Source organism: Pseudomonas sp. CCI4.2 (assembly GCF_034350045.1).
In the GTDB taxonomy this organism is placed as follows: Bacteria; Pseudomonadota; Gammaproteobacteria; order Pseudomonadales; family Pseudomonadaceae; genus Aquipseudomonas.
The window spans coordinates 1,608,091-1,628,012 of the sequence record NZ_CP133781.1; the positions used below are offsets into that span (position 1 = coordinate 1,608,091).

Genomic DNA, 19,922 nt, shown 5'->3' on the forward strand with positions numbered 1-19,922 from the left:
GGTGTTTAAATTCACGAAACTGTCGACTCCAGACCCCTGCAGCCAACACGTTGGCTCAGGGGTTTGAGTATCGGGAATACTCCGCATCCTCAATAACCCGAAGGCCGGTACTGCAACGCTTCCGCCAGATGATGACGGACAATCCCATCGACCTGCTCCAAGTCTGCCAACGTCCGTGCGACTTTTAGCAAGCGGTGCGCGGCCCTAAGTGAAAGCGTCAGGCGCTCGCAGGCGGTTTCCAGCCACGTCTCATCTTCAATCGATAAGGGGCAATGCTTGCGCAGTCCTGGCAAGTCGAGGAAGGCGTTGGGGCAACCTTGGCGCTGTTGTTGCCGGTCGCGGGCTTGGGCGACGAGCGCGGCGGCTGTGGCGGTGTCGTCGCCGGTTTGTGGGCCGGGGTTGAGCGCAGTGGCTTCACGGGCGACGGTCAGGTGCAAGTCGATGCGGTCCAGCAGTGGGCCGGACAATTTGTTGCGATAGCGCTGAATCTGCTCGGTCGAACACCGACAGCGACCGCTGGGCTCTCCGAGATAACCGCACGGACACGGGTTCATCGCGGCGACTAACTGAAAACGCGCCGGAAAGCGCACTCGGTCACGGGCGCGGGCGATGACGATGTGGCCAGACTCCAGCGGCTCACGCAGCACCTCCAGCACCTTGCGGTCGAACTCAGGCAGCTCATCGAGAAATAGCACGCCGTGGTGAGCGAGGGTAATTTCCCCCGGCTGAGGCCGACTGCCGCCACCGACCAGCGCCGCACCGGAGGCTGAGTGATGCGGTTGCCGGAAAGGCCGCAGCGGCCAACTCGTGAGAGGTGTTTGGCTGGCAACCGACTGAATCGCCGCAACCTCCAGCGCTTCATGTTCATCCAGCGGCGGCAACAAACCGGGCAGGCGGCTGGCGAGCAGTGTTTTGCCGGTGCCTGGCGGGCCGCTGAAAAGCAGATTGTGCGCCCCGGCCGCCGCCACCAACAGCGCACGTTTAGCCGCAGTTTGGCCTTGGACTTCGCTTAAGTCCGGGTATGGCTTGCTCTGGTGCAACAGGCCGCTGGATGTATAGGGGATGATTGGCGCCTGACCGTTGAAGTGCGCCACCAGCTGACGCAGGTCATTAACGGCGATGACCCTCAGACCGGACGCCAAACACGCTTCTTCAGCGTTCGCCGTAGGCACGATCAGCGTATGGCCTGCCGCCCGTGCTGCCAACGCCGCAGGCAACACGCCCTGAACTGGCCGAATGCCGCCTGACAATGCCAACTCACCCAAACACTCCACGTCCTGGAGTGCAAACGCAGGTAATTGGGTGCTGGCGGCCAGCAGTCCCAATGCAATGGCAAGGTCGAAGCGTCCACCGTCCTTGGGCAAATCTGCCGGGGCGAGGTTGAGCGTGATCCGCCGTGCCGGAAATTGAAAACCTGAATTCAAAATGGCGCTGCGTACCCGGTCCTTACTTTCCCTGACCGCTCCCTCGGGCAGGCCCACCAGCGTTAGCGCCGGCAAGCCGTTGGCCAAATGACATTCGACAGTAACGGCAGGTGCTTCCACGCCTACTTGGGCGCGGCTGAGAACGATAGCGAGAGACATGATCATTCCTTGATGTCTGAAGAACCGCATCCTGCGGCAATTAGCGATGAGGCTGGGGAGGGGAATAGCTACAGGGTGTTAACTGAGTTATGTGATAAAGGGGCGCATGCTCCTACAGTTGTACTGTGTTTGCTGCGTAACAGCTCTTCAGGGCGTATCACTCAGCCGGCGGAGCCAATCGTGCTTCCATCTCGGCCACTTTTGCTTCCAGTGCTTCAAGACGAGCACGGGTTCGGGCAAGTACGGTCATCTGGCTATCGAATTCTTCCCGGCTGACTAAATCCAGTTTGCTGAACCCACTTTGCAGCAGGATTTTGAACTGGCTTTCGAATTCAGTGCGCGGGACCGGTGTTTCGCCGTTGAACAAGCGTGAAGCATGGCCGCTCAAGGCGTCGAGGAAGGCTTTAGGCGCGAGCATATTCAAGTTTCCATAAGCAGATGCCCGGCAGTGTATCACGCAGCGTCTATAGTCAATCCAGACCCGCCACCCTGCACAGTTTTCGTGCAAAGTGCCGGGCGCGGTCGCACTATTATTGTGCGTGTCAGTGGTAATACGCGGGTAGAAGAGCGCAAGTTATCGATAAAATCCCTGTAATCAGTGATTTTTCCCGAGATGGCAAGCTTTCTGCTTAGTGGCTTATGACCCATGCGCTGATGCAGTCAATGTGACGATGCAGTGCCCAAGGCGGAGCAGGGAAGTGTTTCGTCGGAAGCAGTTTTTTTGGGGTTGGTCGGGCACGTATTGAGACGACCGACGGGTTACAAAGCCAAGCACTGCGCTTAGACTTGAGTCGGGTTTGTTTTCCTGGGGCAAGTCCACCAATTCGGGAGAAAGTTTCATGAAACTAGTCACTGCAATCATTAAGCCGTTCAAGTTGGACGATGTGCGCGAGTCGCTGTCCGAAATCGGCGTGCAGGGCATCACCGTAACTGAAGTCAAAGGCTTCGGCCGGCAGAAGGGTCACACCGAGCTGTACCGTGGTGCGGAGTATGTAGTCGACTTCCTGCCAAAAGTGAAAATCGATGTTGCGATTGATGACAAAGATCTGGACCGGGTTATCGAGGCGATAACCAAAGCAGCCAACACCGGCAAGATTGGTGACGGCAAGATCTTCGTAGTTAATCTGGAACAGGCTATTCGCATCCGTACCGGCGAAACCGATACCGACGCAATCTAAGCCGCCAACCCCCATCGCCCCAGGAGTAAAACAATATGACTCTGCGTCAATTCGCAGGGCTAGGAGCCCTGCTGTCCCTTTTAATACCTGGTCTGGCCCTGGCGGCTGACCCGGTACCCGTCGTCGCTCCAGTGCTCAACTCTGGCGATACGTCGTGGATGTTGACTTCGACGGCGCTGGTGTTGTTCATGACCATTCCCGGTTTGGCACTGTTCTACGGCGGTATGGTTCGCTCGAAAAATATTCTCGCAATAATGATGCAGTGCTTTGCCATTACCGGTCTGATCACCATCCTGTGGTTCGCTTATGGCTACAGCGTTGCGTTCGATACAACGGGTATGGAAGCAGGCGTCATTAACTACTACTCCTTCTTCGGCAGCTTCGCCAAGGCGTTCCTCGCCGGTATCACGCCAGCTAGCATCACTGGCCCTACCGCGCTATTCCCTGAGGCGGTGTTCGTCACCTATCAGATGACTTTCGCTATCATCACCCCGGCGTTGATCGTCGGTGCGTTTGCTGATCGCATGAAGTTCTCTTCAATGCTGGTCTTCATGGCCCTTTGGTTCACCTTCGTGTATGCGCCGATTGCGCACATGGTCTGGAGCGGTCCGGGCGCACTGTTGGGCGATTGGGGTGTTCTCGACTTCGCTGGCGGCACCGTGGTTCACATCAACGCCGGTGTTGCGGGTCTGGTTTCCTGTCTGGTTCTGGGTAAACGTAAAGGCTACCCAGCTACACCGATGGCCCCGCATAACCTTGGTTACACCTTGATGGGTGCTGCCATGTTGTGGGTCGGCTGGTTCGGCTTTAACGCCGGCTCCGCTGCTGCGGCCAACGGCACTGCCGGTATGGCAATGCTCGTTACTCAAATCGCTACGGCTGCTGCTGCACTGGGCTGGATGTTCGCCGAGTGGATCACTCACGGTAAGCCAAGTGCCCTGGGCATCGCTTCGGGTGTGGTTGCCGGTCTGGTTGCTATTACTCCTGCGGCCGGCACTGTTGGCCCAATGGGCTCGCTGGTTATCGGTTTGGCGGCTGGCGTGGTCTGCTTCTTCTGCGCTACCAGCTTGAAACGCAAACTGGGCTACGACGACTCCCTGGACGCCTTCGGTGTACACGGTATCGGCGGTATCCTCGGCGCGATTCTGACCGGTGTGTTCGCTGCACCGTCGATGGGTGGCTTCAATGCCGCAACCACCGACATCGCTGCACAAGTCTGGATTCAGTGCAAAGGCGTAGGCTTCACGATCATCTACACGGCGATCGCGACCTTCATCATTCTCAAGGTGGTTGACGCGGTCATGGGCCTGCGTGTCACCGAGGAAGAAGAAGCGGTCGGCCTCGACCTTGCGCTGCACAATGAGCGTGGCTACAACTTGTAAGGCATCACAAAAAAATGCCCGGGTGACCGGGCATTTTTTTGCCTGAGATTTGTCGATGTAGGTACGATCGCCATCGTAGTACGAGTCTCAGTTATGGCTTACATAAAACGTGGCTTATAACGCGCTTTGTTTTTTTCACCAGCGCGTTAGAATGCGCGCCGAAGCGTGGAGAACTGTATGTGGCAACAGACGCTGATTACGTTGCGAGCAAGGCCTCGCGGTTTTCATCTAGTGACCGACGAGATACTGGCAGGTTTGCCTGAACTGCGCAGTTGTCGAGTCGGTCTGTTGCATTTGTTGCTGCAACACACCTCGGCCTCATTGACCATCAATGAGAACGCTGATCCGGCCGTGCGTCGTGACTTCGAACGTTTTTTCAGCCGTCTGGTGCCCCAGGGAATGGACGGATACGAACATGACGACGAAGGCCCCGATGACCTGCCTGCGCACTTCAAGGCCAGTTTGCTTGGCTGCCAACTGAGTTTGCCGATTACGGCGGGGCGGTTGGCGTTGGGCATCTGGCAAGGTGTTTATTTGGGTGAGCACCGTGATGTCGGCGGTGCTCGCAGAATCCTTGCCACCCTTCAGGGTGATGGGGATGTCCGCTGAGTATCAGCGGATGTTGAATTTTTTCTGGCGACCATCGTAAGTTGGTGTGGCTGGGCTATAACTAATCTGCTTTCGCAAGTCATGAGGTAAAACATGAGCGACGACGACATCGACGATCCGGTAGACGATTTGGAAGACGAAGAGGGCGGTGAGGAACTGGCCGCTGCTGGCGGTGACGACGACGGCCCTGAAGTTGACGAAAGCGCTGACGGTGCTCCCGCTGCGCCCAAAGGCAAAGCCAAGGCTGCTGTTTCGGTTGATGAGCTGCCTAGCGTAGAAGCCAAGAACAAAGAGCGCGATGCCTTGGCTCGCGCAATGGAAGAGTTCCTGGCCAAAGGCGGCACTGTGCAGGAAGTGGAGGCCAATGTGGTCGCCGATCCGCCGAAGAAGCCTGACAACAAATACGGTAGCCGGCCTATCTAGGTGTGCGTTGCGGTTAAGAAAAAGCCCGCTGTCGTTGCGGGCTTTTTCTTGGCTGCGTTCAAGCGCGGTTAACTAGCGCCAGCGTTTCAACAGCTCTGGCAGTTCGGTCAGGCTTTTGATTTCAGCATCAGGACGCTTATCGGCTTCCCACGGTTTGCCCGTTGGGTTGAACCAGATTGCACGAAAGCCGGCCTGCTGCGCGCCAGCAATGTCGTCACCCGGATGATCGCCAATGTGCACCGCGGCGCTGGCATCGGCACTGCCGCGCTTTAGTGCTTCAAGGAATGGCGCCGGGTCGGGTTTGCCGATCCCGACATCCTCTGCGCTCAATGCGAAAGCGAAATAATCTGCCAGCCCTAAACGGCGAACGTCGGCGTTGCCATTGGTCAACACCCCAAGGGTGTAGGTTTTGGCGAGAATTTCCAGGGTCGGTTGAACATCAGGATAAACCTCGATTTGATGCCGTGCGTGCAGGAACACCTCAAAACTCTTGTCGGCCAGATCCTGCGCCTCGTCGTGGGGATATCCGGCATCTTCCAGCGCATGAAACAACACCTTCCGGCGCAGTGCACTGATCCGGTGCTTGAACGATGGATCGGCCTCAACCAACCGCGTTCGGATCGCCCACAGGTGTTCGACCGGAACCGGTCCCAGGCTGGGTGCGTGTTCGGCCAACCAGTCTCGCAGCACGGCTTCGGCGCTAATGATCACCGGGGCGGTGTCCCACAAGGTGTCATCAAGGTCGAAGGTAATCAGCTTAATCATGATCAGAGCCCTTTACGCGTTTGGCCCGGGGATGGGCGCTGTCGTAGACCGTTGCGAGGTGCTGGAAGTCCAGGTGCGTGTAGATTTGTGTGGTCGCAATGTCTGCGTGGCCGAGTAATTCCTGAACTGCGCGTAGATCCTGCGAAGATTCGAGCAAGTGGCTAGCGAATGAATGGCGAAGCATGTGCGGGTGGAGGTTCTGTCCCAGCTCGCGTATGCCTGCAGCTTTTACGCGCAGTTGAATGGCGCGCGGGCCCAGGCGGCGCCCTTGTAGGCTAATGAACACCGCGTCGTCCTGCGGGTTGGCAAGCGCGCGCAACGGCAGCCAGATTTCCAAGGCTTCGCATGCTTTCTTGCCCACCGGCAGTACTCGGGTTTTGCTGCCTTTGCCGAGGACTTGAATCAGCCCGTCACTCAAATCCAGCTGCTCCAGATCGAGTCCGGTCAGCTCCGACAGCCGCAGCCCCGAGGAATAGAATAGCTCCAGAATGGCTTGGTCACGGTGGGCCAGAAAATCGTCCTCGACGGCGCCGTCGAGTAGTTGCAGGGCCCGGTCGGCATCAAGGGTTTTCGGCAAACGGCGCTCGCCTTTGGGCGGCGACAGCCCATTGGCAGGGTCGTGATTGCAAAGCCCCTCGCGATTCAAATAGTGATACAGGCCGCGAACCGCCGACAGTAGCCGCGCCAGGCTGCGCGAGGATTGACCTTGCTGGTGCAAGCGCGCAATCAAGCTACGCAGGTGCTGAATATCTAGCGCAGACCAACTGCTTACGTTTTGTTTCTCGCAGAAAGCCAGCACCTTATTCAGGTCGCGACGGTAGGCTTCTAAGGTATGCGGCGACACCTGGCGCTCGCTGCGCAGGTGCGTGCAGTAAGCGTCCAGCTGCCTTTCCACCGTTAATAAACCGGGTGTGAAGGTTGAGTAAAGCGCGGCAATACTCGGCCCAACACGTCAGCGATGTAGCTGAGGAATAAGGTGCCGACCGAGCTTTTGTAGTACTGCGGATCGCGGCTGCCGATCGCCAGCACGCCGTGCAGGCCTTGATGGGTCAGTGCCACGACGGCGCTGGAGCCGACTTGAACGCCTTGCTCTGCGCCGTACAAAAACGACAGCTCATGCTCGCGCAATGCCCCACAGACTATCTTGTCATCTGAAATCAGGCCGCCGATGGATTTATGCGCTTCATCTGCGCCGACCCATCGTCCGACTGTCATCGGTTTTTCGCTGAACAGGATCAGGCTGACAAAAGGCACCTGGAACTCTTGGCGCAAGCTGTCTTCTACGGCAATCACTACTTCTTCCAGGCTGCTGGCGTCTATCAACGCCAGCATCAGCCGACGGGTCTTGTCGAACAACCGGTCATTGTCTCGAGCGACATCCATTAGTTGCGAAAGACGGTGGCGCATTTCAATGTTGCGTTCGCGCAGCAGATTCAGCTGACGCTCAACCAGCGAGACCGTATCGCCGCGCTTGTGCGGTATACGCAGGGTGGTCAAGAGTTCTTCGTGGTCTGCAAAAAACTCGGGGTGTTGACGCAAATATGCGGCGATGGCCTCCGCTTCAAGGGCTGGCGCTGCGGCTTCGGAAGAGGCTTTGCTGGGCTTTTCGGCTGAAATCTGAGGCTGATCGGTCATCGTATTTGCTCACTCATAGACGAACCTGTCCTTCATAAACCCGCACTGCCGGACCGGTCATCTTCACGGAGTGGCCTGGGCCATCCCATTCAATGGACAGGCGCCCGCCAGGCAGGTCGATCAACAGGGGCGAGTCCATCCAGCCCTGACTGATGGCCGCTACCGCTGCTGCGCAAGCGCCGGTTCCGCAGGCCTGGGTTTCCCCAGCACCCCGTTCCCAGACGCGTAATTGCGCGCGTTGGCGATCGACCACGTGCAAGAAGCCAACATTGACCCGGGCCGGGAAGCGCGGGTGATGTTCCAGCTTCGGCCCGAGTACGTGCACCGGAGCGTTATTGATGTCATCGACACGCAACACCGCGTGCGGATTGCCCATCGATACTGCGGCAAGCTCAACGATTTGACCATCGACTTCAACTGCATAGCTCAGCGCCTGCTCAGACGCCTGAAACGGAATCTGCTCTGGAATCAATTGGGGCGGCCCCATGTCGACACTGATCTGCCCGTCGCTACGGATATCCAGCTCAATGATCCCGCTTTTGGTTTCGACGCGAATCTGCCGTTTGGCGGTCAGCCGTTTGTCGAGCACGAAGCGGGCGAAACAACGCGCGCCGTTGCCGCATTGCTCGACCTCGGAACCGTCGGAATTGAAAATCCGGTAGCGAAAGTCCACCTCGGGATTGCTCGGCGCCTCGACCAGCAAAAGCTGATCGAAGCCGATCCCGGTGTGACGATCACCCCATTGTTTGGCGTGCTTGGGCAAGATGTGCGCGTGCTGACTGACAAGGTCCAAAACCATGAAGTCGTTGCCCAGGCCATGCATCTTGGTAAAACGCAGCAGCATGGGGGTTACTCCGGCAGCAGGCTTTCGCCGGCGAACAGCTCTGCAACGGTTTCGCGGCGGCGCACTTCAAAGGCTTCGCTGCCATCGACCAGTACTTCAGCGGTACGGCCACGGGTGTTGTAGTTTGAACTCATCACAAAACCGTAAGCGCCCGCCGAATGCACGGCCAGCAGATCGCCTTCGGCCAGCGCCAATTGGCGGCCCTTGGCCAGAAAGTCGCCGGTTTCGCAGATAGGTCCAACGATGTCGTAAGTGCGCGGCTGCGTATCGCGGGGGCGCACGGCCGTCACGTTCATCCAGGCTTGATACAGCGCCGGGCGGATCAAATCGTTCATCGCCGCATCGACAATGGCGAAATCCTTGTGCTCGGTGTGCTTGAGGTATTCCACTTGCGTTAGCAGCACGCCAGCGTTGGCCACGATAAAGCGACCGGGTTCGAACACCAGCCCCAAGTCGCGACCGTCAAGGCGCTCGCGCACGGCAGCAATGTATTCGCTGGCCAAGGGCGGCTCTTCGTCGCGATAACGAACACCCAGACCGCCGCCGAGATCGACGTGGTGCAGATGAATGCCGCAATCGCCGAGGCGATCGATCAGTGCCAGCAAGCGATCGAGCGCATCAATAAACGGTGGCAGGCTGGTCAGTTGCGAACCGATGTGACAATCGACGCCGATGATTTCAAGGTTTGGCAACTGCGCGGCGCGAAGGTAGACGTCTTCGGCGTCAGCGATGGCGATGCCGAATTTGTTTTCCTTGAGACCGGTGGAAATATACGGATGCGTGCCTGCATCGACGTCCGGATTGACGCGCAGCGATATGGGCGCGCGAACGCCCAGCTCGGCGGCGACGATTTGCAGACGTTCGAGTTCGTCAGTGGATTCAACGTTGAAGCAGTGCACGCCCACTTCCAGCGCACGACGCATGTCCTGGCGAGTTTTGCCGACGCCGGAAAACACGACTCTGTCGGGGCTGCCGCCGGCGGCCAATACACGTTCCAACTCACCAATGGACACGATGTCGAAACCAGCGCCAAGGCGCGCCAGGACATTGAGTACACCCAAGTTGGAGTTGGCTTTTACCGCGAAGCACACCAAGTGCGGCATGCCGCTTAATGCGTCGGTGTACGCGGTGTATTGCGCTTCGATGTGCGCACGGGAGTAAACGTAAGTCGGCGTGCCAAAGCGTTCGGCAATGGCAGACAACGCTACACCCTCCGCGAACAGCTCACCGTCGCGGTAGTTGAAGGCGTCCATGGGTGTTCCCTAGTAAGTAGAGTGCTTGTGCGATTGCGATGATTTGGCTTGATCATCAGGGTTTTGGCTGTCATCAGGCAGATACAATGGCCCTTTTTGACCACAGGCAGAGACGAGACAAGCAACCGCGAGGAGCGCAGCAAGGGACGAGATCAGGCGCTTCATGGCGAAATCCTTTGTAAAAGCATTAATTGCGCCCGAGTATACCGACCACCCAGCGCCTTGCCTATGTAGCGTACGACCCGTCCGACGGGGCTTCAAACGGGATCGCGGGGAATAGACTGGCGCGGTCGCGCTGTCGACCTAGCTGCCTGCTATTGGGCGGGTATGTTTTGCATTTGTCTCAAAGCGACCGTATCTTGCGTCGCTGCGCGTTGGTAGACACTTTCTGAGGTTCCCGTAATGAGTTTGACTGAAGCCCGCTTTCACGATCTGGTTGATGCCACCCAGCAAGCGCTGGAGGATATTTTCGATGAGAGCGATATGGATCTGGACCTGGAAGCCTCGGCGGGCGTGCTGACCGTGAAGTTTGAAAACGGTACGCAGCTCATCTTTAGCCGTCAGGAACCGCTGCGTCAGCTGTGGTTGGCAGCGAAATCCGGTGGTTTCCATTTCGACTACGACGAAGAAGAAAAGCGTTGGGCGTGCGATACCAGCGAAGAGTTGCTCAGTGAAATGCTCCATCGCCTGTGCTTGCAGCAGGGTGGTGTTGCGCTGGATTTCGACGAGATTTGATCGTGACCACGAGTAACCCAGCGCCGGTCAAACCGGCCAAGCCGCTGTTCAGCAACGTCAGCCCTGCCGTGCCGTCGCCGTGCATTAGCATTTGTCGCCTGGATGAGCAGAAAGTGTGCAGCGGTTGCTGGCGTCACGTGGAAGACATCCGCGAATGGCGCTCGGCGGACGACAATCGCCGCCGCCAGATCTGCGCGACGGCCGAGCAGCGCAAGTTGAACAGTGAGCAACGTTTCGAGTAGTCCAGATTTAGCGCCGGGCCGGTTTTCTGTGGGATGTGTAAGGTGCAAATTCAGCGCCGGGCTCTGTAGGAGCCAACGTGCTGGCGAAGCGTCTGCCGCAAACACAGGTTTCTCAAGCCGAATCCATCGCGTCGTTCAGCGAGCTTTCCAGGTCGGCCTTGTAGCGTAAAAACAAAATGCTCTGCCCGCGCACGTCGCCCAGCAGGCCGGAGAGGTCGAGGTCGGTGATGTAGCAGCGATAGCGTTCGCCTTCGCTGCGTTGTTGCAGGATTTGCTCGGCAACGACGGTGAATAACTGCTCGCCATACTCCAACTCGGAAAACTCTCGCTGGTTGCAATACAAGGTAACGCTCAACTGCCCCGGCGTGGCTTCTTCGATAATTGCTTGCACTTCATAGAACGGTTTGTCGGCGGGCGTCGCGGGCGCCGTGCGAGGTTCTATGCGTCGGGCGCGGCCGGGGCCGTTGGGCGATATCTGGTAGTACAACGTCTCCAGCGTTAAAGGCTCAAGCGGATTGTCCAGCGGTAGCAGCGCGCCGCGTCGATAGACCAAAGACTGGAAGAAGCGTTGTAACGGCAATAACAGGCAAGGCTCGTCAAAGTAGGGCAAGCGCTGGTGCCAAAGGGCGTTGTGTTCATCGAGCACATACAGATCAGCGTAGGGTTCGCTGATGCGGTAGAACACCTGAATGCACTCTGGCTGGCCGTGAGGCAGGATCAACGCCAAATCATGGTCGTTGAGCGCGTACGGGTCCACATGCAGCGGGCTGTAACTGGGCAGCTCTTCGCTCAAGTAATCGAGCAGCGCAGGAAGACTGGACAGCGGTACATGGTTGATCTGGCCGGGGACGATTTCCAGTACGTGGTACTGCTGCTGAACCTGAATCAGGTAACGGTGGTTCAAGCGTCGAGCCAACAACAATTGTGCGGTTTTCACCAGCTCTTCGACCCGAAGGGCAATGGCGGGCGCGCGGTTATGGCAGAAGCAACGCACCCGCACTCTCGGCTGCTGTGCTCCCTCGGGCAAGTTGCTGAGAACATTGCTTAGGCAGTCGAGCAGCGCGTGGGGCCCGTCATATCGACTGACCACTATTTCATTCCAGCTGTTAAGCGTGATCTGGTCGAAGGTCAGCACCAGGTTTTCGCGAACCCCGGCATAGCTCAGCGAGTCGGTGCGCTCGGTGGTCATCAGAATATTCAGGTCGCGATGATGCTTGAGCGGATCGATGCCGACATTGACCAGCAGCAAGACCTCGCTCGGCACGCTGGGGCGCAATAAATGCTCCTCGCTGACGAGGCCAAGGGGCAGGGGAATCGCCTGTTGCAGGCTGCCGATCAGGTTGAACAGCTCCAATTCGGTTAAATCGCTGGTGCCAGGGTGCAGTGCCAGGCGCGTGGTGTGGTCGATCACGTTGTTGCGGTGACACCACGTCAGCAATTCGAGCAATTCCCGGCTGCGCTTGATCGGTGAAAAGTGCTCACACTCGTGCGCGCCAAGGCTGCCGTTGTAGAGCGCCCACTGAGTTTTGCCGGGTTCACGTTTATTCGGCGATTGCACCAGGGTCAGTGTGTCTTCTGCCAAATCCGGTGCGATTCCTGGATTGATGAACTCAACTTTGCCGGCCTTGCGCTCGAACGCTGCATAAAGGCGTCGCCCGAGCACATTCAGGTCACGTTTGTTGATCAGGCTGACGGCTTTTTGCTTGCGGGCAAACTCGGTGAGGAATCGATAGCTGTGGTTCAGCTCGTTGACCAGCGCTCGGCGTTCGGTGGCGACTTGTCTCACTTTCCACTGGCTGCGGCTGTCGAGCAGCGCGAGCTGTCGTTCGTCCCACTTCCATTCCTTGGTCAGACGTTCCAGCAGCAAGCGCTGCCAACTGGTGGTGCGCTGTCGTGGCAAGCCGGTGAGTTTCTTGTTGACCTTCAAATAAAGGCTGCGTCGCACCAACTCCAGGCGCTCGGGCTCACATCGTGCGTTGAGGTATTCCTCAATGCGTCGGTAAACCATCATGTACGGGTCTAACTCATCAAGATTGAGCGTGTTGGCAAACACTGCGTGCTTGAAACGCAGGCTCAGGCACTGCACGTGCGGCTGCTCGCTGGCGTAGACCTCGGTCAGCAGAAGTTTCAGCACCGACTTGTAGGGCGATTCGATCCCTTTGAACAGTTGCCAGAGCCCCGCGCCGATGAACTCGCCGGGCGGGATGTGTGCCAGATGGCCAAGGTCGAGGATTTCATCCGCGCGAATGAACCGCTTGGAGATCAGCGTGTGGGTGTATGCGCTGTAATGGGGTTCTTCATAGATGGGCACCAACCACCACAGCGGCGTACGGCCAGCCAGCCAGATAGCGGTGCGGTAAAACTCATCCAACAGCAAATAATGCTGGGTAGTGCCGCAATCTTCCGAGCTCAGTTGCGCATCACGCTCGCCAAGCACAAAACGTTTGGGATCAATGAGAAAAAAATGCGCTTCGGCGCCTTGGCTAAGGGCCCAGGTTTCCAGCGCCTGGCATTTTTTTCGCAATTCGGCGATAGCATCCGGGCTCAGCTCCGAGTCGTGACAGACCCAGACATCCATATCACTCTGCTCGGCCTGGGCTAGTGTGCCGAGACTGCCCATCAAAAACAGGCCGTGAATCGGCTGCGGCAAATCACCGTGGCGTTGCTTGTAGGAAAAGGACCGGGTCAACCGTTGAGCTTCAGCCAGCGCCTGGGCGTTCGGGTCATAGCCGGAAACTCCAGCAGGTGTGCTGCCGGACACATAACCAGGCAACAGGGGATGGTTGACGTGGAAGAACAGCGGCAGCAGCGTCAATACCGCTTGTTGGCGCGTCGACAGACCTTCCATGGCCCGGCCCAGCCGCCCATCGTTGACGGTCAGAAAGCGGTTGCGCAGCTGGCTGAGAACCTTGCGGTCAATGCCTTCATTCAAGTCGGGGCGGATTTCAAAGGTACGCGTCATCGCAGCTAACCGGCGGGCGAGTTCAAAAGGAGTGTTCAAAGCGGCGAGCGCTGACATCCGACATCCCAGCACTTTTTAGCTGCGTGAATAATTGGCGCCAAAATAGTATCGGCAGCCAACGCAAAAAATGAAGGCCTGAAGGAATGGCTCGCGATACCTTTTGGAAGGTGAATTCCCGCGAGCCCGGCGAGAGTCTCAGGCAGTTTCGGTGACGTTGAGAATGGTCAGCAGTGATTGGGCATGCTCGGCAGCTTCAAGACCCAGACTGGTCAGGTAACCACCATCGAACTGAGTGATCAGCCCTTTATCGAACAAGCGCTGTGCGGCGGCGATCGCTTTGGGAGCTGCTATGTGATGGACTTTGAGGCCCTCAAGGGTATTGCCCAGATTGAACAGTGCGAGGATTTCCAGTTCGGCAACCAACTCAGGGGTATACGACATAGACACTCCAGACATTTCCAGTGATGCGCCGCTCTGGTGTTTGGGTCTGTCTTGAGTCAAGGCACAGGAACGAGCTGTCCTGCGCTTATTTGAGTTCTTGAGGACCCATAAAGCCGGCGTGGCGCGACAGCCCCGGGGGGTGATACGGCAGCGGGGCTTTTGCAGTGTAGACAGGGTGCAGAACTTTTGCAGCAGATCTTTAACCGGTTGTCATTTGGTCTCGGGAGGTAGCGTAGGAAGCGCTCGGAGTGCCTGTTCATACCATTCGGTATTGAAGGGCCGATCGTCTTCGAGCAGGGCATCAATTTCGACCGCTAGCACATGGGCCATCAATTGCAGAATCTCTTCACGCTCATAGCCCACCAACGTCAGCTTGTTGTAGGTCGCTTTGGCAGCCGGTGGGTTATCGCTTTCAATCTGGTTTTCGATGGCTTGGACCAAGGTCGACTCAGCAAACTCTTCTTCGTCGTCGTCAATAATGTCGGTTTTGTCGGTCATGCTGATTTCCTGAAAAAATAGCCACATACGGGCAACAACAATCGTCGGTAGGAGCGGTCTTGTTCGCGAAGCGGCGTACGTGATGCGACGCGGGCATCTTCGCCAACACGTTGGCTCTACAGGTTTAGCGGGAGGCCAGCAGTGCTTCGCCGCGAACCACTGCCGCTTTGACCTGCGTCGGCGCGGTGCCGCCGATGTGGTTGCGCGCGTTGACCGAGCCTTCGAGGGTCAGCACGGCGAACACATCCTGATCGATTTGATCGCTGAAGGTGCGCAGTTCTTCCAGGCTCATTTCGGCCAGGTCCTTGCCGCTTTCCACGCCATATTTCACCGCGTGGCCAACGATTTCGTGGCAGTCGCGAAACGGCAGGCCGCGACGCACCAGGTAATCGGCGAGGTCAGTGGCGGTGGAGAAACCACGTAAGGCCGCTTCGCGCATGATCGCGTGTTTGGGTTTGATCGCCGGAATCATGTCGGCAAACGCACGCAACGAATCGCGCAGGGTGTCGGCGGCGTCGAACAGCGGCTCCTTGTCTTCCTGATTGTCCTTGTTGTAGGCCAAAGGCTGGCCCTTCATCAAGGTCAGCAGGCCCATCAAGGCACCAAATACCCGGCCACTTTTGCCGCGTACCAGTTCTGGCACGTCAGGGTTTTTCTTTTGCGGCATGATCGAACTGCCTGTGCAGAAGCGATCTGGCAGGTCAATGAACTGAAACTGTGCGCTGGTCCACAACACCAGTTCTTCGGAGAAGCGCGACAAGTGCATCATCGCCACGCTGGCAGCCGAACAAAACTCGATGGCGAAGTCACGGTCGGAAACGCTGTCCAGTGAATTGCCGCCGACGGCATCAAAACCGAGCAGCTTGCACACAAGTTCACGATCAATCGGGTAAGTCGTACCCGCCAGTGCAGCGCTGCCCAGCGGCAAGCGATTGAGGCGTTTGCGGCAGTCGACCAGGCGTTCGTAATCGCGGCTGAGCATCTCGAACCACGCCAACATGTGGTGACCAAATGTCACCGGTTGCGCGGTTTGCAAGTGGGTGAAACCAGGCATGATGGTCTCGGCTTCGCGTTTAGCTTGCCCTAGCAGACCCTGCTGCAGGCGAGTGATCTCAGCCAGGATCAGGTCGATTTCATCGCGCAACCACAGGCGAATATCGGTCGCGACCTGGTCGTTACGGCTGCGTCCGGTGTGCAGCTTTTTGCCGGTGACGCCGATGCGGTCGGTCAAACGCGCTTCGATATTCATGTGCACATCTTCCAGATCGATGCGCCAGTCAAAGTTGCCGGCCTCGATTTCGGTCTGGATGTTGTTCAAGCCATCAATGATGGAGTCGCGTTCTGCGTCGGTCAGAACGCCGACGTGGGCCAGCATCGTTGCGTGGGCAATGGAGCCCATGATGTCGTGGCGATAGAGGCGTTGATCAAAAGTGACGGAGGCGGTGAAGCGGGCGACAAACGCGTCGACAGGTTCACTGAAGCGGCCGCCCCAGGACTGATTGGTCTTGTCGGTGCTCATGGATTCGCTCGATAGTCAGTTGTCTGGTATTTAAAAGTGGGAATGGCCGAGGTTGAGGCGGCGCTGGCGATAATAACAGGGTTGCTGTTTTTTTATTCCTGTGCAGCTTGCCGCTGAGTGTGGCGGCGCAGAGACTGAACCGATGCGAAATGAACGGTTGAAAACGGGTGCTGCACCAGTACCTGAAAAAGAATTTTTCTTGCCGGAACTGTGCGTGCCCCAAGCATTGTTGGTGCTGGTGGTACTGGCTGAGCTATTGGTCATGGTTCTGGTGTTGGTCGAGCCCATGGTTGCGGGGTTCAACTGGGTGCGACTGGCGCTGATTTCAATGTTTGTGCAGTGGATCGTTCTGCTTTCAGCCGCTGTGATGTGTGGTCTGCGTCCTTGGTTGGCGCGTTTGCCGGCAGGCGTCGCAGGTATGTTGTGTTGTGCATTGGTGGTGGGTTTGACCCTGGCATGCACGGCGGTGACAGAGTATTGCGAACTGGCAGGAACGGCGACGGTCGGAGTTAGGGTAGAGAGGTATTTTCGCTATGCGCTGATTGCGCTAATCATGTCGGCACTGATGTTGCGTTATTTTTATCTGCAGAGTCAGTGGCGCAAGCAGCAGCAAGCGGAATTGCGCGCCAGGATCGAATCACTGCAAGCTCGAATCCGGCCGCACTTTCTCTTCAATACGCTTAACAGTATCGCCAGCTTGGTCGCCAGCGACCCGATCAAGGCCGAGCAGGCGGTGTTGGATCTTTCCGATTTGTTTCGTGCGAGCCTCGCCAAACCTGGAAATCTTGTTACATGGCGTGACGAACTTGAATTGGCGAAACGTTATCTTTCGATTGAGCAATATCGTCTCGGCGAGCGTCTACAGTTGGACTGGGTGGTGAGTGCGATTCCGGACGACTTGCCAATTCCACAGCTAACCTTACAGCCGTTACTTGAAAACGCCTTGCTTTACGGCATTGCACCGAGGATTGAAGGCGGTGTAGTTCGGGTAGAAGCAACCTATAAAGAGGGGGAGTTCGTATTGTGCGTCAGCAATCCGTATGACGAAGTCGCCAAAAAGCAGACTTCCAACGGCACCCATCAGGCACTCGTGAACATTGGTGCGCGAATTGCGGCACTTTTTGGCCCGCGCGCCAGTCTGAGCGTGGAACGCCGTGACGGTCGTCACTTCACCTGTCTACGCTATCCTTGTGCGAGACTCACGCAGGAAGCCAAAGCAATATGAATGTCCTGATCGTTGATGACGAACCCCTGGCCCGTGAGCGACTGAGTCGCCTGGTCAGCGAACTCGAGGGCTACAGAGTCCTCGAACCCAGCGCTACCAATGGCGAAGAAGCCTTGGCGCTGATCGATAGCCTTAAACCGGATGTAGTGCTGCTCGATATCCGTATGCCGGGTCTGGACGGTCTGCAAGTCGCCGCAAAACTGTGCGAACGCGAGACGCCGCCCGCCGTAGTTTTCTGCACCGCCCACGACGAATTTGCGCTGGAGGCATTTCAGGTCAGCGCGGTGGGGTATTTGGTAAAACCGGTGCGCGCCGAGCATTTGCTTGAGGCGTTGAAGAAAGCTGAGCGTCCCAATCGCGTTCAACTGGCGGCCATGACCCGTCCTGCTGCTGAAACGGGCAGCGGTCCGCGCACCCATATCAGTGCACGGACCCGTAAGGGTATTGAGCTAATACCGCTGAATCAGGTGATATTTTTTATCGCCGATCACAAGTACGTGACCCTGCGCCATGAAGGCGGCGAGGTGCTGCTGGATGAGCCGCTCAAGGCGCTTGAAGATGAGTTCGGCGATCGATTTGTGCGCATCCATCGCAATGCGCTGGTCGCCCGCGATCGCATCGAGCGTCTGCAGCGTACGCCGTTGGGTCATTTTCAGCTGTTTCTGCGTGGTCTTAACGGCGACGCGCTGATCGTGAGCCGGCGCCATGTGGCAGGCGTGCGCAAAATGATGCAACAGCTATAGGTTTTGCGCGGGTTACACAATAAACCGTGTTGAGGCCTTGCCAACAAGTCGGCCCCTACAGAGGTTCGCATATCTGTAGGCGCTAACTTCTGAGCCAGGTCAGGCCCGCGAGTGCGCACAGCTGTTATTATCCGTCGCATCTATTCAAGTACGGATCGATCCATGTCCATTCGCGAAATTCGCATCGCTACCCGCAAAAGTGCGTTGGCCTTATGGCAGGCCGAATACGTCAAAGCCCGTCTGGAAGAATCCCATCCGGGATTGATCGTGACGTTGGTGCCCATGGTCAGCCGTGCTGACAAGTTGCTCGACTCGCCCTTGTCCAAAATTGGTGGCAAGGGATTGTTCGTCAAGGAGCTGGAAACAGCCATGCTTGAGGGCAACGCCGATATCGCCGTGCACTCGATGAAAGACGTTCCGATGGACTTCCCTGAGGGCCTGGGTCTGTTCTGCATCTGCGAGCGTGAAGATGCCCGCGACGCGTTTGTTTCCAACACCTTCGCCAGTCTGGATAGGTTGCCTGCGGGCAGCGTTGTCGGCACATCGAGCTTGCGTCGTCAGGCGCAACTGCTGTCACGACGGCCAGACCTGCAGATTCGTTTCCTGCGCGGTAACGTCAACACCCGCTTGGCAAAACTGGATGCGGGTGAGTACGACGCGATTATTCTTGCGGCGGCTGGCTTGATTCGATTGGGCTTTGAAGGGCGTATCACTGCGCCAATAAGTATCGAAGACGGATTACCGTCAGGTGGTCAAGGCGCGGTGGCAATCGAATGCCGCACGGCTGATAGCGAAATTCAAGCCTTGCTCGCGCCTCTCAATCACGCTGATACCTCGGTGCGGGTGACCGCAGAACGAGCGTTGAACAAGCACCTAAATGGGGGCTGCCAAGTGCCCATCGCCTGTTACGCGGTGCTGGAAGGTGAGCAGATCTGGCTGCGCGCAATGGTCGGCGATCCAGAAGGCGGCCTTCTTCTAAACGCGGATGCCCGCGGCCCTCGGGCTAACCCTGAAGCATTGGGTGTCCAGGTTGCCGAAGCGTTGTTGGCCCAAGGTGCACAAGCTATCTTGCAAAAAGTCTACGGCGAGGCGGGCGCAGAGTGACGGGTTGGCGACTGCTGCTGACGCGTCCCGCGCAGGAGTCAGCCGCGCTGGCGACTTTGCTGAGTGACGTTGGCGTCTATAGCAGCAGCCTGCCTTTGCTGGACATTGAACCGTTGGCACTCACCGGTGCGCAGCGCTCAATGATTTTCGATCTGGACCTCTATTCCGTTGTCATCGTCGTCAGCAAGCCGGCTGCACGTTTGGGTTTGGCGTTGATTGACGAAATATGGCCGCAACCGCCCATTCAGCAGTGGTTCACTGTCGGCGCTGCAACGGCGCATATTCTGCAAGACTATGGCCTGGACGTCGCCTATCCCGAGGGCGGTGATGACAGCGAAGCCTTGCTCGCATTGGCGCCGTTGCAGGAAGCCATGGCCTTGCCTGGCGCGCGGGTATTAATCCTGCGCGGCGAAGGTGGCCGGGAACTGCTGGCCGACCGATTACGTGCGCTAGGTGCCAGTGTCGATTATCTTCCCTTGTATCGGCGCACCTTACCCAATTACGCCGCGTCTGAGCTGCCACGCCGTATCGAAGCGGAACGCTTGAACGGTGTGGTGGTCAGCAGTGGACAGGGTTTTGAACACTTGCGCGTATTGGCGGGCGATGCTTGGTCGGATGTGGCACGGTTACCTTTGTTTGTACCGAGTCCCCGGGTCGCTGAATTGGCGTCAGCGGCGGGGGCTCAGACAGTTATTGATTGTCGCGGCGCTAATGCCGCGGCTTTGCTGGCGGCGTTACGGGCTCAGCCTGAACCTGCCCTCCAGGCGTAGCGATGATGACC

The 19,922-nt window shown here is 57.6% G+C and carries 22 protein-coding genes; 10 read left to right on the top strand and 12 right to left on the bottom strand.

What is annotated here, in order from left to right:
* Positions 1 to 89: 89 nt before the first annotated feature.
* Both RHM65_RS07110 and RHM65_RS07115 read right to left on the bottom strand, forming a co-directional pair.
* Positions 90 to 1,583 carry a YifB family Mg chelatase-like AAA ATPase gene (locus tag RHM65_RS07110; RefSeq protein ID WP_322166637.1) on the bottom strand — a complete coding sequence of 498 codons (1,494 nt, stop codon included), beginning with the start codon at positions 1,581 to 1,583 and terminating at the stop codon, positions 90 to 92.
* A gap of 157 nt (positions 1,584 to 1,740) precedes the next feature.
* Positions 1,741 to 2,001 carry an accessory factor UbiK family protein gene (locus tag RHM65_RS07115; protein WP_322166636.1) on the bottom strand — a complete coding sequence of 87 codons (261 nt, stop codon included), beginning with the start codon at positions 1,999 to 2,001 and terminating at the stop codon, positions 1,741 to 1,743.
* Positions 2,002 to 2,422: 421 nt separating this feature from the next.
* On the opposite strand from RHM65_RS07115, the gene glnK reads away from it, so the two are divergent.
* The 4 genes from glnK to sutA all read left to right on the top strand — a co-directional run bounded on the left by glnK (position 2,423) and on the right by sutA (position 5,175).
* Positions 2,423 to 2,761 carry a P-II family nitrogen regulator gene (glnK, locus tag RHM65_RS07120; RefSeq protein ID WP_002555808.1) on the top strand — a complete coding sequence of 113 codons (339 nt, stop codon included), beginning with the start codon at positions 2,423 to 2,425 and terminating at the stop codon, positions 2,759 to 2,761.
* A 35-nt stretch (positions 2,762 to 2,796) separates the two neighbouring features.
* Positions 2,797 to 4,143 (top strand): ammonium transporter, encoded by a 1,347-nt coding sequence (locus RHM65_RS07125; RefSeq protein WP_322166635.1) that lies wholly within the window; start codon positions 2,797 to 2,799, stop codon positions 4,141 to 4,143.
* A 177-nt stretch (positions 4,144 to 4,320) separates the two neighbouring features.
* On the top strand, positions 4,321 to 4,752 hold the full coding sequence (locus RHM65_RS07130) for a secondary thiamine-phosphate synthase enzyme YjbQ (protein WP_322166634.1): 432 nt from the start codon (positions 4,321 to 4,323) through the stop codon (positions 4,750 to 4,752).
* A gap of 93 nt (positions 4,753 to 4,845) precedes the next feature.
* Positions 4,846 to 5,175 carry a transcriptional regulator SutA gene (gene sutA, locus RHM65_RS07135; RefSeq protein WP_322166633.1) on the top strand — a complete coding sequence of 110 codons (330 nt, stop codon included), beginning with the start codon at positions 4,846 to 4,848 and terminating at the stop codon, positions 5,173 to 5,175.
* 72 nt (positions 5,176 to 5,247) lie between these two features.
* On the opposite strand, the gene RHM65_RS07140 is transcribed toward sutA, so the two are convergent.
* Genes RHM65_RS07140 through lptM form a run of 6 tightly spaced genes read right to left on the bottom strand, consistent with a single transcriptional unit; the run spans position 5,248 to position 9,837 of the window.
* Positions 5,248 to 5,940: an HAD family hydrolase gene (locus RHM65_RS07140; protein ID WP_322184575.1), complete on the bottom strand. Its 693-nt coding sequence runs from the start codon at positions 5,938 to 5,940 to the stop codon at positions 5,248 to 5,250.
* On the bottom strand, positions 5,933 to 6,835 hold the full coding sequence (gene xerC, locus RHM65_RS07145) for a tyrosine recombinase XerC (RefSeq protein ID WP_322184576.1): 903 nt from the start codon (positions 6,833 to 6,835) through the stop codon (positions 5,933 to 5,935). Before xerC ends, RHM65_RS07140 begins: the two co-directional genes overlap by 8 nt.
* A gap of 2 nt (positions 6,836 to 6,837) precedes the next feature.
* Positions 6,838 to 7,575, bottom strand: coding sequence for a DUF484 family protein (locus RHM65_RS07150; RefSeq protein ID WP_322166630.1), 738 nt, complete (start codon positions 7,573 to 7,575; stop codon positions 6,838 to 6,840).
* Between the two features lie 13 nt (positions 7,576 to 7,588).
* Positions 7,589 to 8,419, bottom strand: a complete 831-nt coding sequence (gene dapF / locus RHM65_RS07155; RefSeq protein WP_322166629.1) for a diaminopimelate epimerase — start codon at positions 8,417 to 8,419, stop codon at positions 7,589 to 7,591.
* A gap of 5 nt (positions 8,420 to 8,424) precedes the next feature.
* Positions 8,425 to 9,672, bottom strand: coding sequence for a diaminopimelate decarboxylase (lysA, locus tag RHM65_RS07160; RefSeq protein WP_322184577.1), 1,248 nt, complete (start codon positions 9,670 to 9,672; stop codon positions 8,425 to 8,427).
* Between the two features lie 9 nt (positions 9,673 to 9,681).
* Positions 9,682 to 9,837: an LPS translocon maturation chaperone LptM gene (gene lptM / locus RHM65_RS07165; RefSeq protein ID WP_322166627.1), complete on the bottom strand. Its 156-nt coding sequence runs from the start codon at positions 9,835 to 9,837 to the stop codon at positions 9,682 to 9,684.
* A 237-nt stretch (positions 9,838 to 10,074) separates the two neighbouring features.
* Between lptM and cyaY the strand changes: the two genes are divergently transcribed.
* The gene (cyaY, locus tag RHM65_RS07170; RefSeq protein WP_322166626.1) at positions 10,075 to 10,407 is read left to right on the top strand and encodes an iron donor protein CyaY; all 333 of its coding nucleotides are present in this window, start codon (positions 10,075 to 10,077) and stop codon (positions 10,405 to 10,407) included.
* 2 nt (positions 10,408 to 10,409) lie between these two features.
* On the top strand, positions 10,410 to 10,649 hold the full coding sequence (locus RHM65_RS07175; protein ID WP_322166625.1) for a DUF1289 domain-containing protein: 240 nt from the start codon (positions 10,410 to 10,412) through the stop codon (positions 10,647 to 10,649).
* A 112-nt stretch (positions 10,650 to 10,761) separates the two neighbouring features.
* On the opposite strand, the gene RHM65_RS07180 is transcribed toward RHM65_RS07175, so the two are convergent.
* From RHM65_RS07180 to argH, 4 genes are all read right to left on the bottom strand, one after another.
* Complete coding sequence (locus RHM65_RS07180; RefSeq protein ID WP_322166624.1) at positions 10,762 to 13,611, bottom strand: class I adenylate cyclase; 2,850 nt, start codon at positions 13,609 to 13,611, stop codon at positions 10,762 to 10,764.
* Positions 13,612 to 13,806: 195 nt separating this feature from the next.
* The gene (locus RHM65_RS07185; RefSeq protein WP_322166623.1) at positions 13,807 to 14,052 is read right to left on the bottom strand and encodes a TIGR02647 family protein; all 246 of its coding nucleotides are present in this window, start codon (positions 14,050 to 14,052) and stop codon (positions 13,807 to 13,809) included.
* Positions 14,053 to 14,262: 210 nt separating this feature from the next.
* A complete protein-coding gene (locus RHM65_RS07190) occupies positions 14,263 to 14,550 on the bottom strand; it encodes a hypothetical protein (RefSeq protein ID WP_322166622.1) in 288 nt (95 codons plus the stop codon).
* A gap of 124 nt (positions 14,551 to 14,674) precedes the next feature.
* Entirely contained in the window at positions 14,675 to 16,069 is a 1,395-nt protein-coding gene (gene argH / locus RHM65_RS07195) for an argininosuccinate lyase (protein WP_322166621.1), read from the bottom strand.
* A 142-nt stretch (positions 16,070 to 16,211) separates the two neighbouring features.
* Between argH and RHM65_RS07200 the strand changes: the two genes are divergently transcribed.
* From RHM65_RS07200 to RHM65_RS07215, 4 genes are all read left to right on the top strand, one after another.
* Positions 16,212 to 17,294, top strand: a complete 1,083-nt coding sequence (locus tag RHM65_RS07200; RefSeq protein ID WP_322166620.1) for a sensor histidine kinase — start codon at positions 16,212 to 16,214, stop codon at positions 17,292 to 17,294.
* Positions 17,291 to 18,037 carry a LytTR family DNA-binding domain-containing protein gene (locus tag RHM65_RS07205; protein WP_322166619.1) on the top strand — a complete coding sequence of 249 codons (747 nt, stop codon included), beginning with the start codon at positions 17,291 to 17,293 and terminating at the stop codon, positions 18,035 to 18,037. Before RHM65_RS07200 ends, RHM65_RS07205 begins: the two co-directional genes overlap by 4 nt.
* A gap of 162 nt (positions 18,038 to 18,199) precedes the next feature.
* A complete protein-coding gene (gene hemC / locus RHM65_RS07210; RefSeq protein ID WP_322166618.1) occupies positions 18,200 to 19,141 on the top strand; it encodes a hydroxymethylbilane synthase in 942 nt (313 codons plus the stop codon).
* Positions 19,138 to 19,911, top strand: a complete 774-nt coding sequence (locus tag RHM65_RS07215; protein ID WP_322184578.1) for a uroporphyrinogen-III synthase — start codon at positions 19,138 to 19,140, stop codon at positions 19,909 to 19,911. The genes hemC and RHM65_RS07215 overlap by 4 nt, the downstream gene beginning before the upstream one ends.
* Positions 19,912 to 19,922: the final 11 nt, after the last annotated feature.

Excerpts from the sequence above, each read along its gene's own strand:
- RHM65_RS07140 (WP_322184575.1), bottom strand. The coding sequence starts at position 5,940 with ATGATTAAGCTGATTACCTTCGACCTTGATGACACCTTGTGGGACACC.
- cyaY (WP_322166626.1), top strand. The coding sequence starts at position 10,075 with ATGAGTTTGACTGAAGCCCGCTTTCACGATCTGGTTGATGCCACCCAG.
- sutA (WP_322166633.1), top strand. The coding sequence starts at position 4,846 with ATGAGCGACGACGACATCGACGATCCGGTAGACGATTTGGAAGACGAA.
- RHM65_RS07110 (WP_322166637.1), bottom strand. The coding sequence starts at position 1,583 with ATGTCTCTCGCTATCGTTCTCAGCCGCGCCCAAGTAGGCGTGGAAGCA.
- RHM65_RS07150 (WP_322166630.1), bottom strand. The coding sequence starts at position 7,575 with ATGACCGATCAGCCTCAGATTTCAGCCGAAAAGCCCAGCAAAGCCTCT.
- glnK (WP_002555808.1), top strand. The coding sequence starts at position 2,423 with ATGAAACTAGTCACTGCAATCATTAAGCCGTTCAAGTTGGACGATGTG.
- RHM65_RS07205 (WP_322166619.1), top strand. The coding sequence starts at position 17,291 with ATGAATGTCCTGATCGTTGATGACGAACCCCTGGCCCGTGAGCGACTG.
- RHM65_RS07190 (WP_322166622.1), bottom strand. The coding sequence starts at position 14,550 with ATGACCGACAAAACCGACATTATTGACGACGACGAAGAAGAGTTTGCT.
- dapF (WP_322166629.1), bottom strand. The coding sequence starts at position 8,419 with ATGCTGCTGCGTTTTACCAAGATGCATGGCCTGGGCAACGACTTCATG.
- lptM (WP_322166627.1), bottom strand. The coding sequence starts at position 9,837 with ATGAAGCGCCTGATCTCGTCCCTTGCTGCGCTCCTCGCGGTTGCTTGT.
- argH (WP_322166621.1), bottom strand. The coding sequence starts at position 16,069 with ATGAGCACCGACAAGACCAATCAGTCCTGGGGCGGCCGCTTCAGTGAA.
- RHM65_RS07200 (WP_322166620.1), top strand. The coding sequence starts at position 16,212 with ATGCGAAATGAACGGTTGAAAACGGGTGCTGCACCAGTACCTGAAAAA.
- RHM65_RS07125 (WP_322166635.1), top strand. The coding sequence starts at position 2,797 with ATGACTCTGCGTCAATTCGCAGGGCTAGGAGCCCTGCTGTCCCTTTTA.
- RHM65_RS07130 (WP_322166634.1), top strand. The coding sequence starts at position 4,321 with ATGTGGCAACAGACGCTGATTACGTTGCGAGCAAGGCCTCGCGGTTTT.
- lysA (WP_322184577.1), bottom strand. The coding sequence starts at position 9,672 with ATGGACGCCTTCAACTACCGCGACGGTGAGCTGTTCGCGGAGGGTGTA.
- hemC (WP_322166618.1), top strand. The coding sequence starts at position 18,200 with ATGTCCATTCGCGAAATTCGCATCGCTACCCGCAAAAGTGCGTTGGCC.
- RHM65_RS07115 (WP_322166636.1), bottom strand. The coding sequence starts at position 2,001 with ATGCTCGCGCCTAAAGCCTTCCTCGACGCCTTGAGCGGCCATGCTTCA.
- RHM65_RS07180 (WP_322166624.1), bottom strand. The coding sequence starts at position 13,611 with ATGACGCGTACCTTTGAAATCCGCCCCGACTTGAATGAAGGCATTGAC.
- RHM65_RS07185 (WP_322166623.1), bottom strand. The coding sequence starts at position 14,052 with ATGTCGTATACCCCTGAGTTGGTTGCCGAACTGGAAATCCTCGCACTG.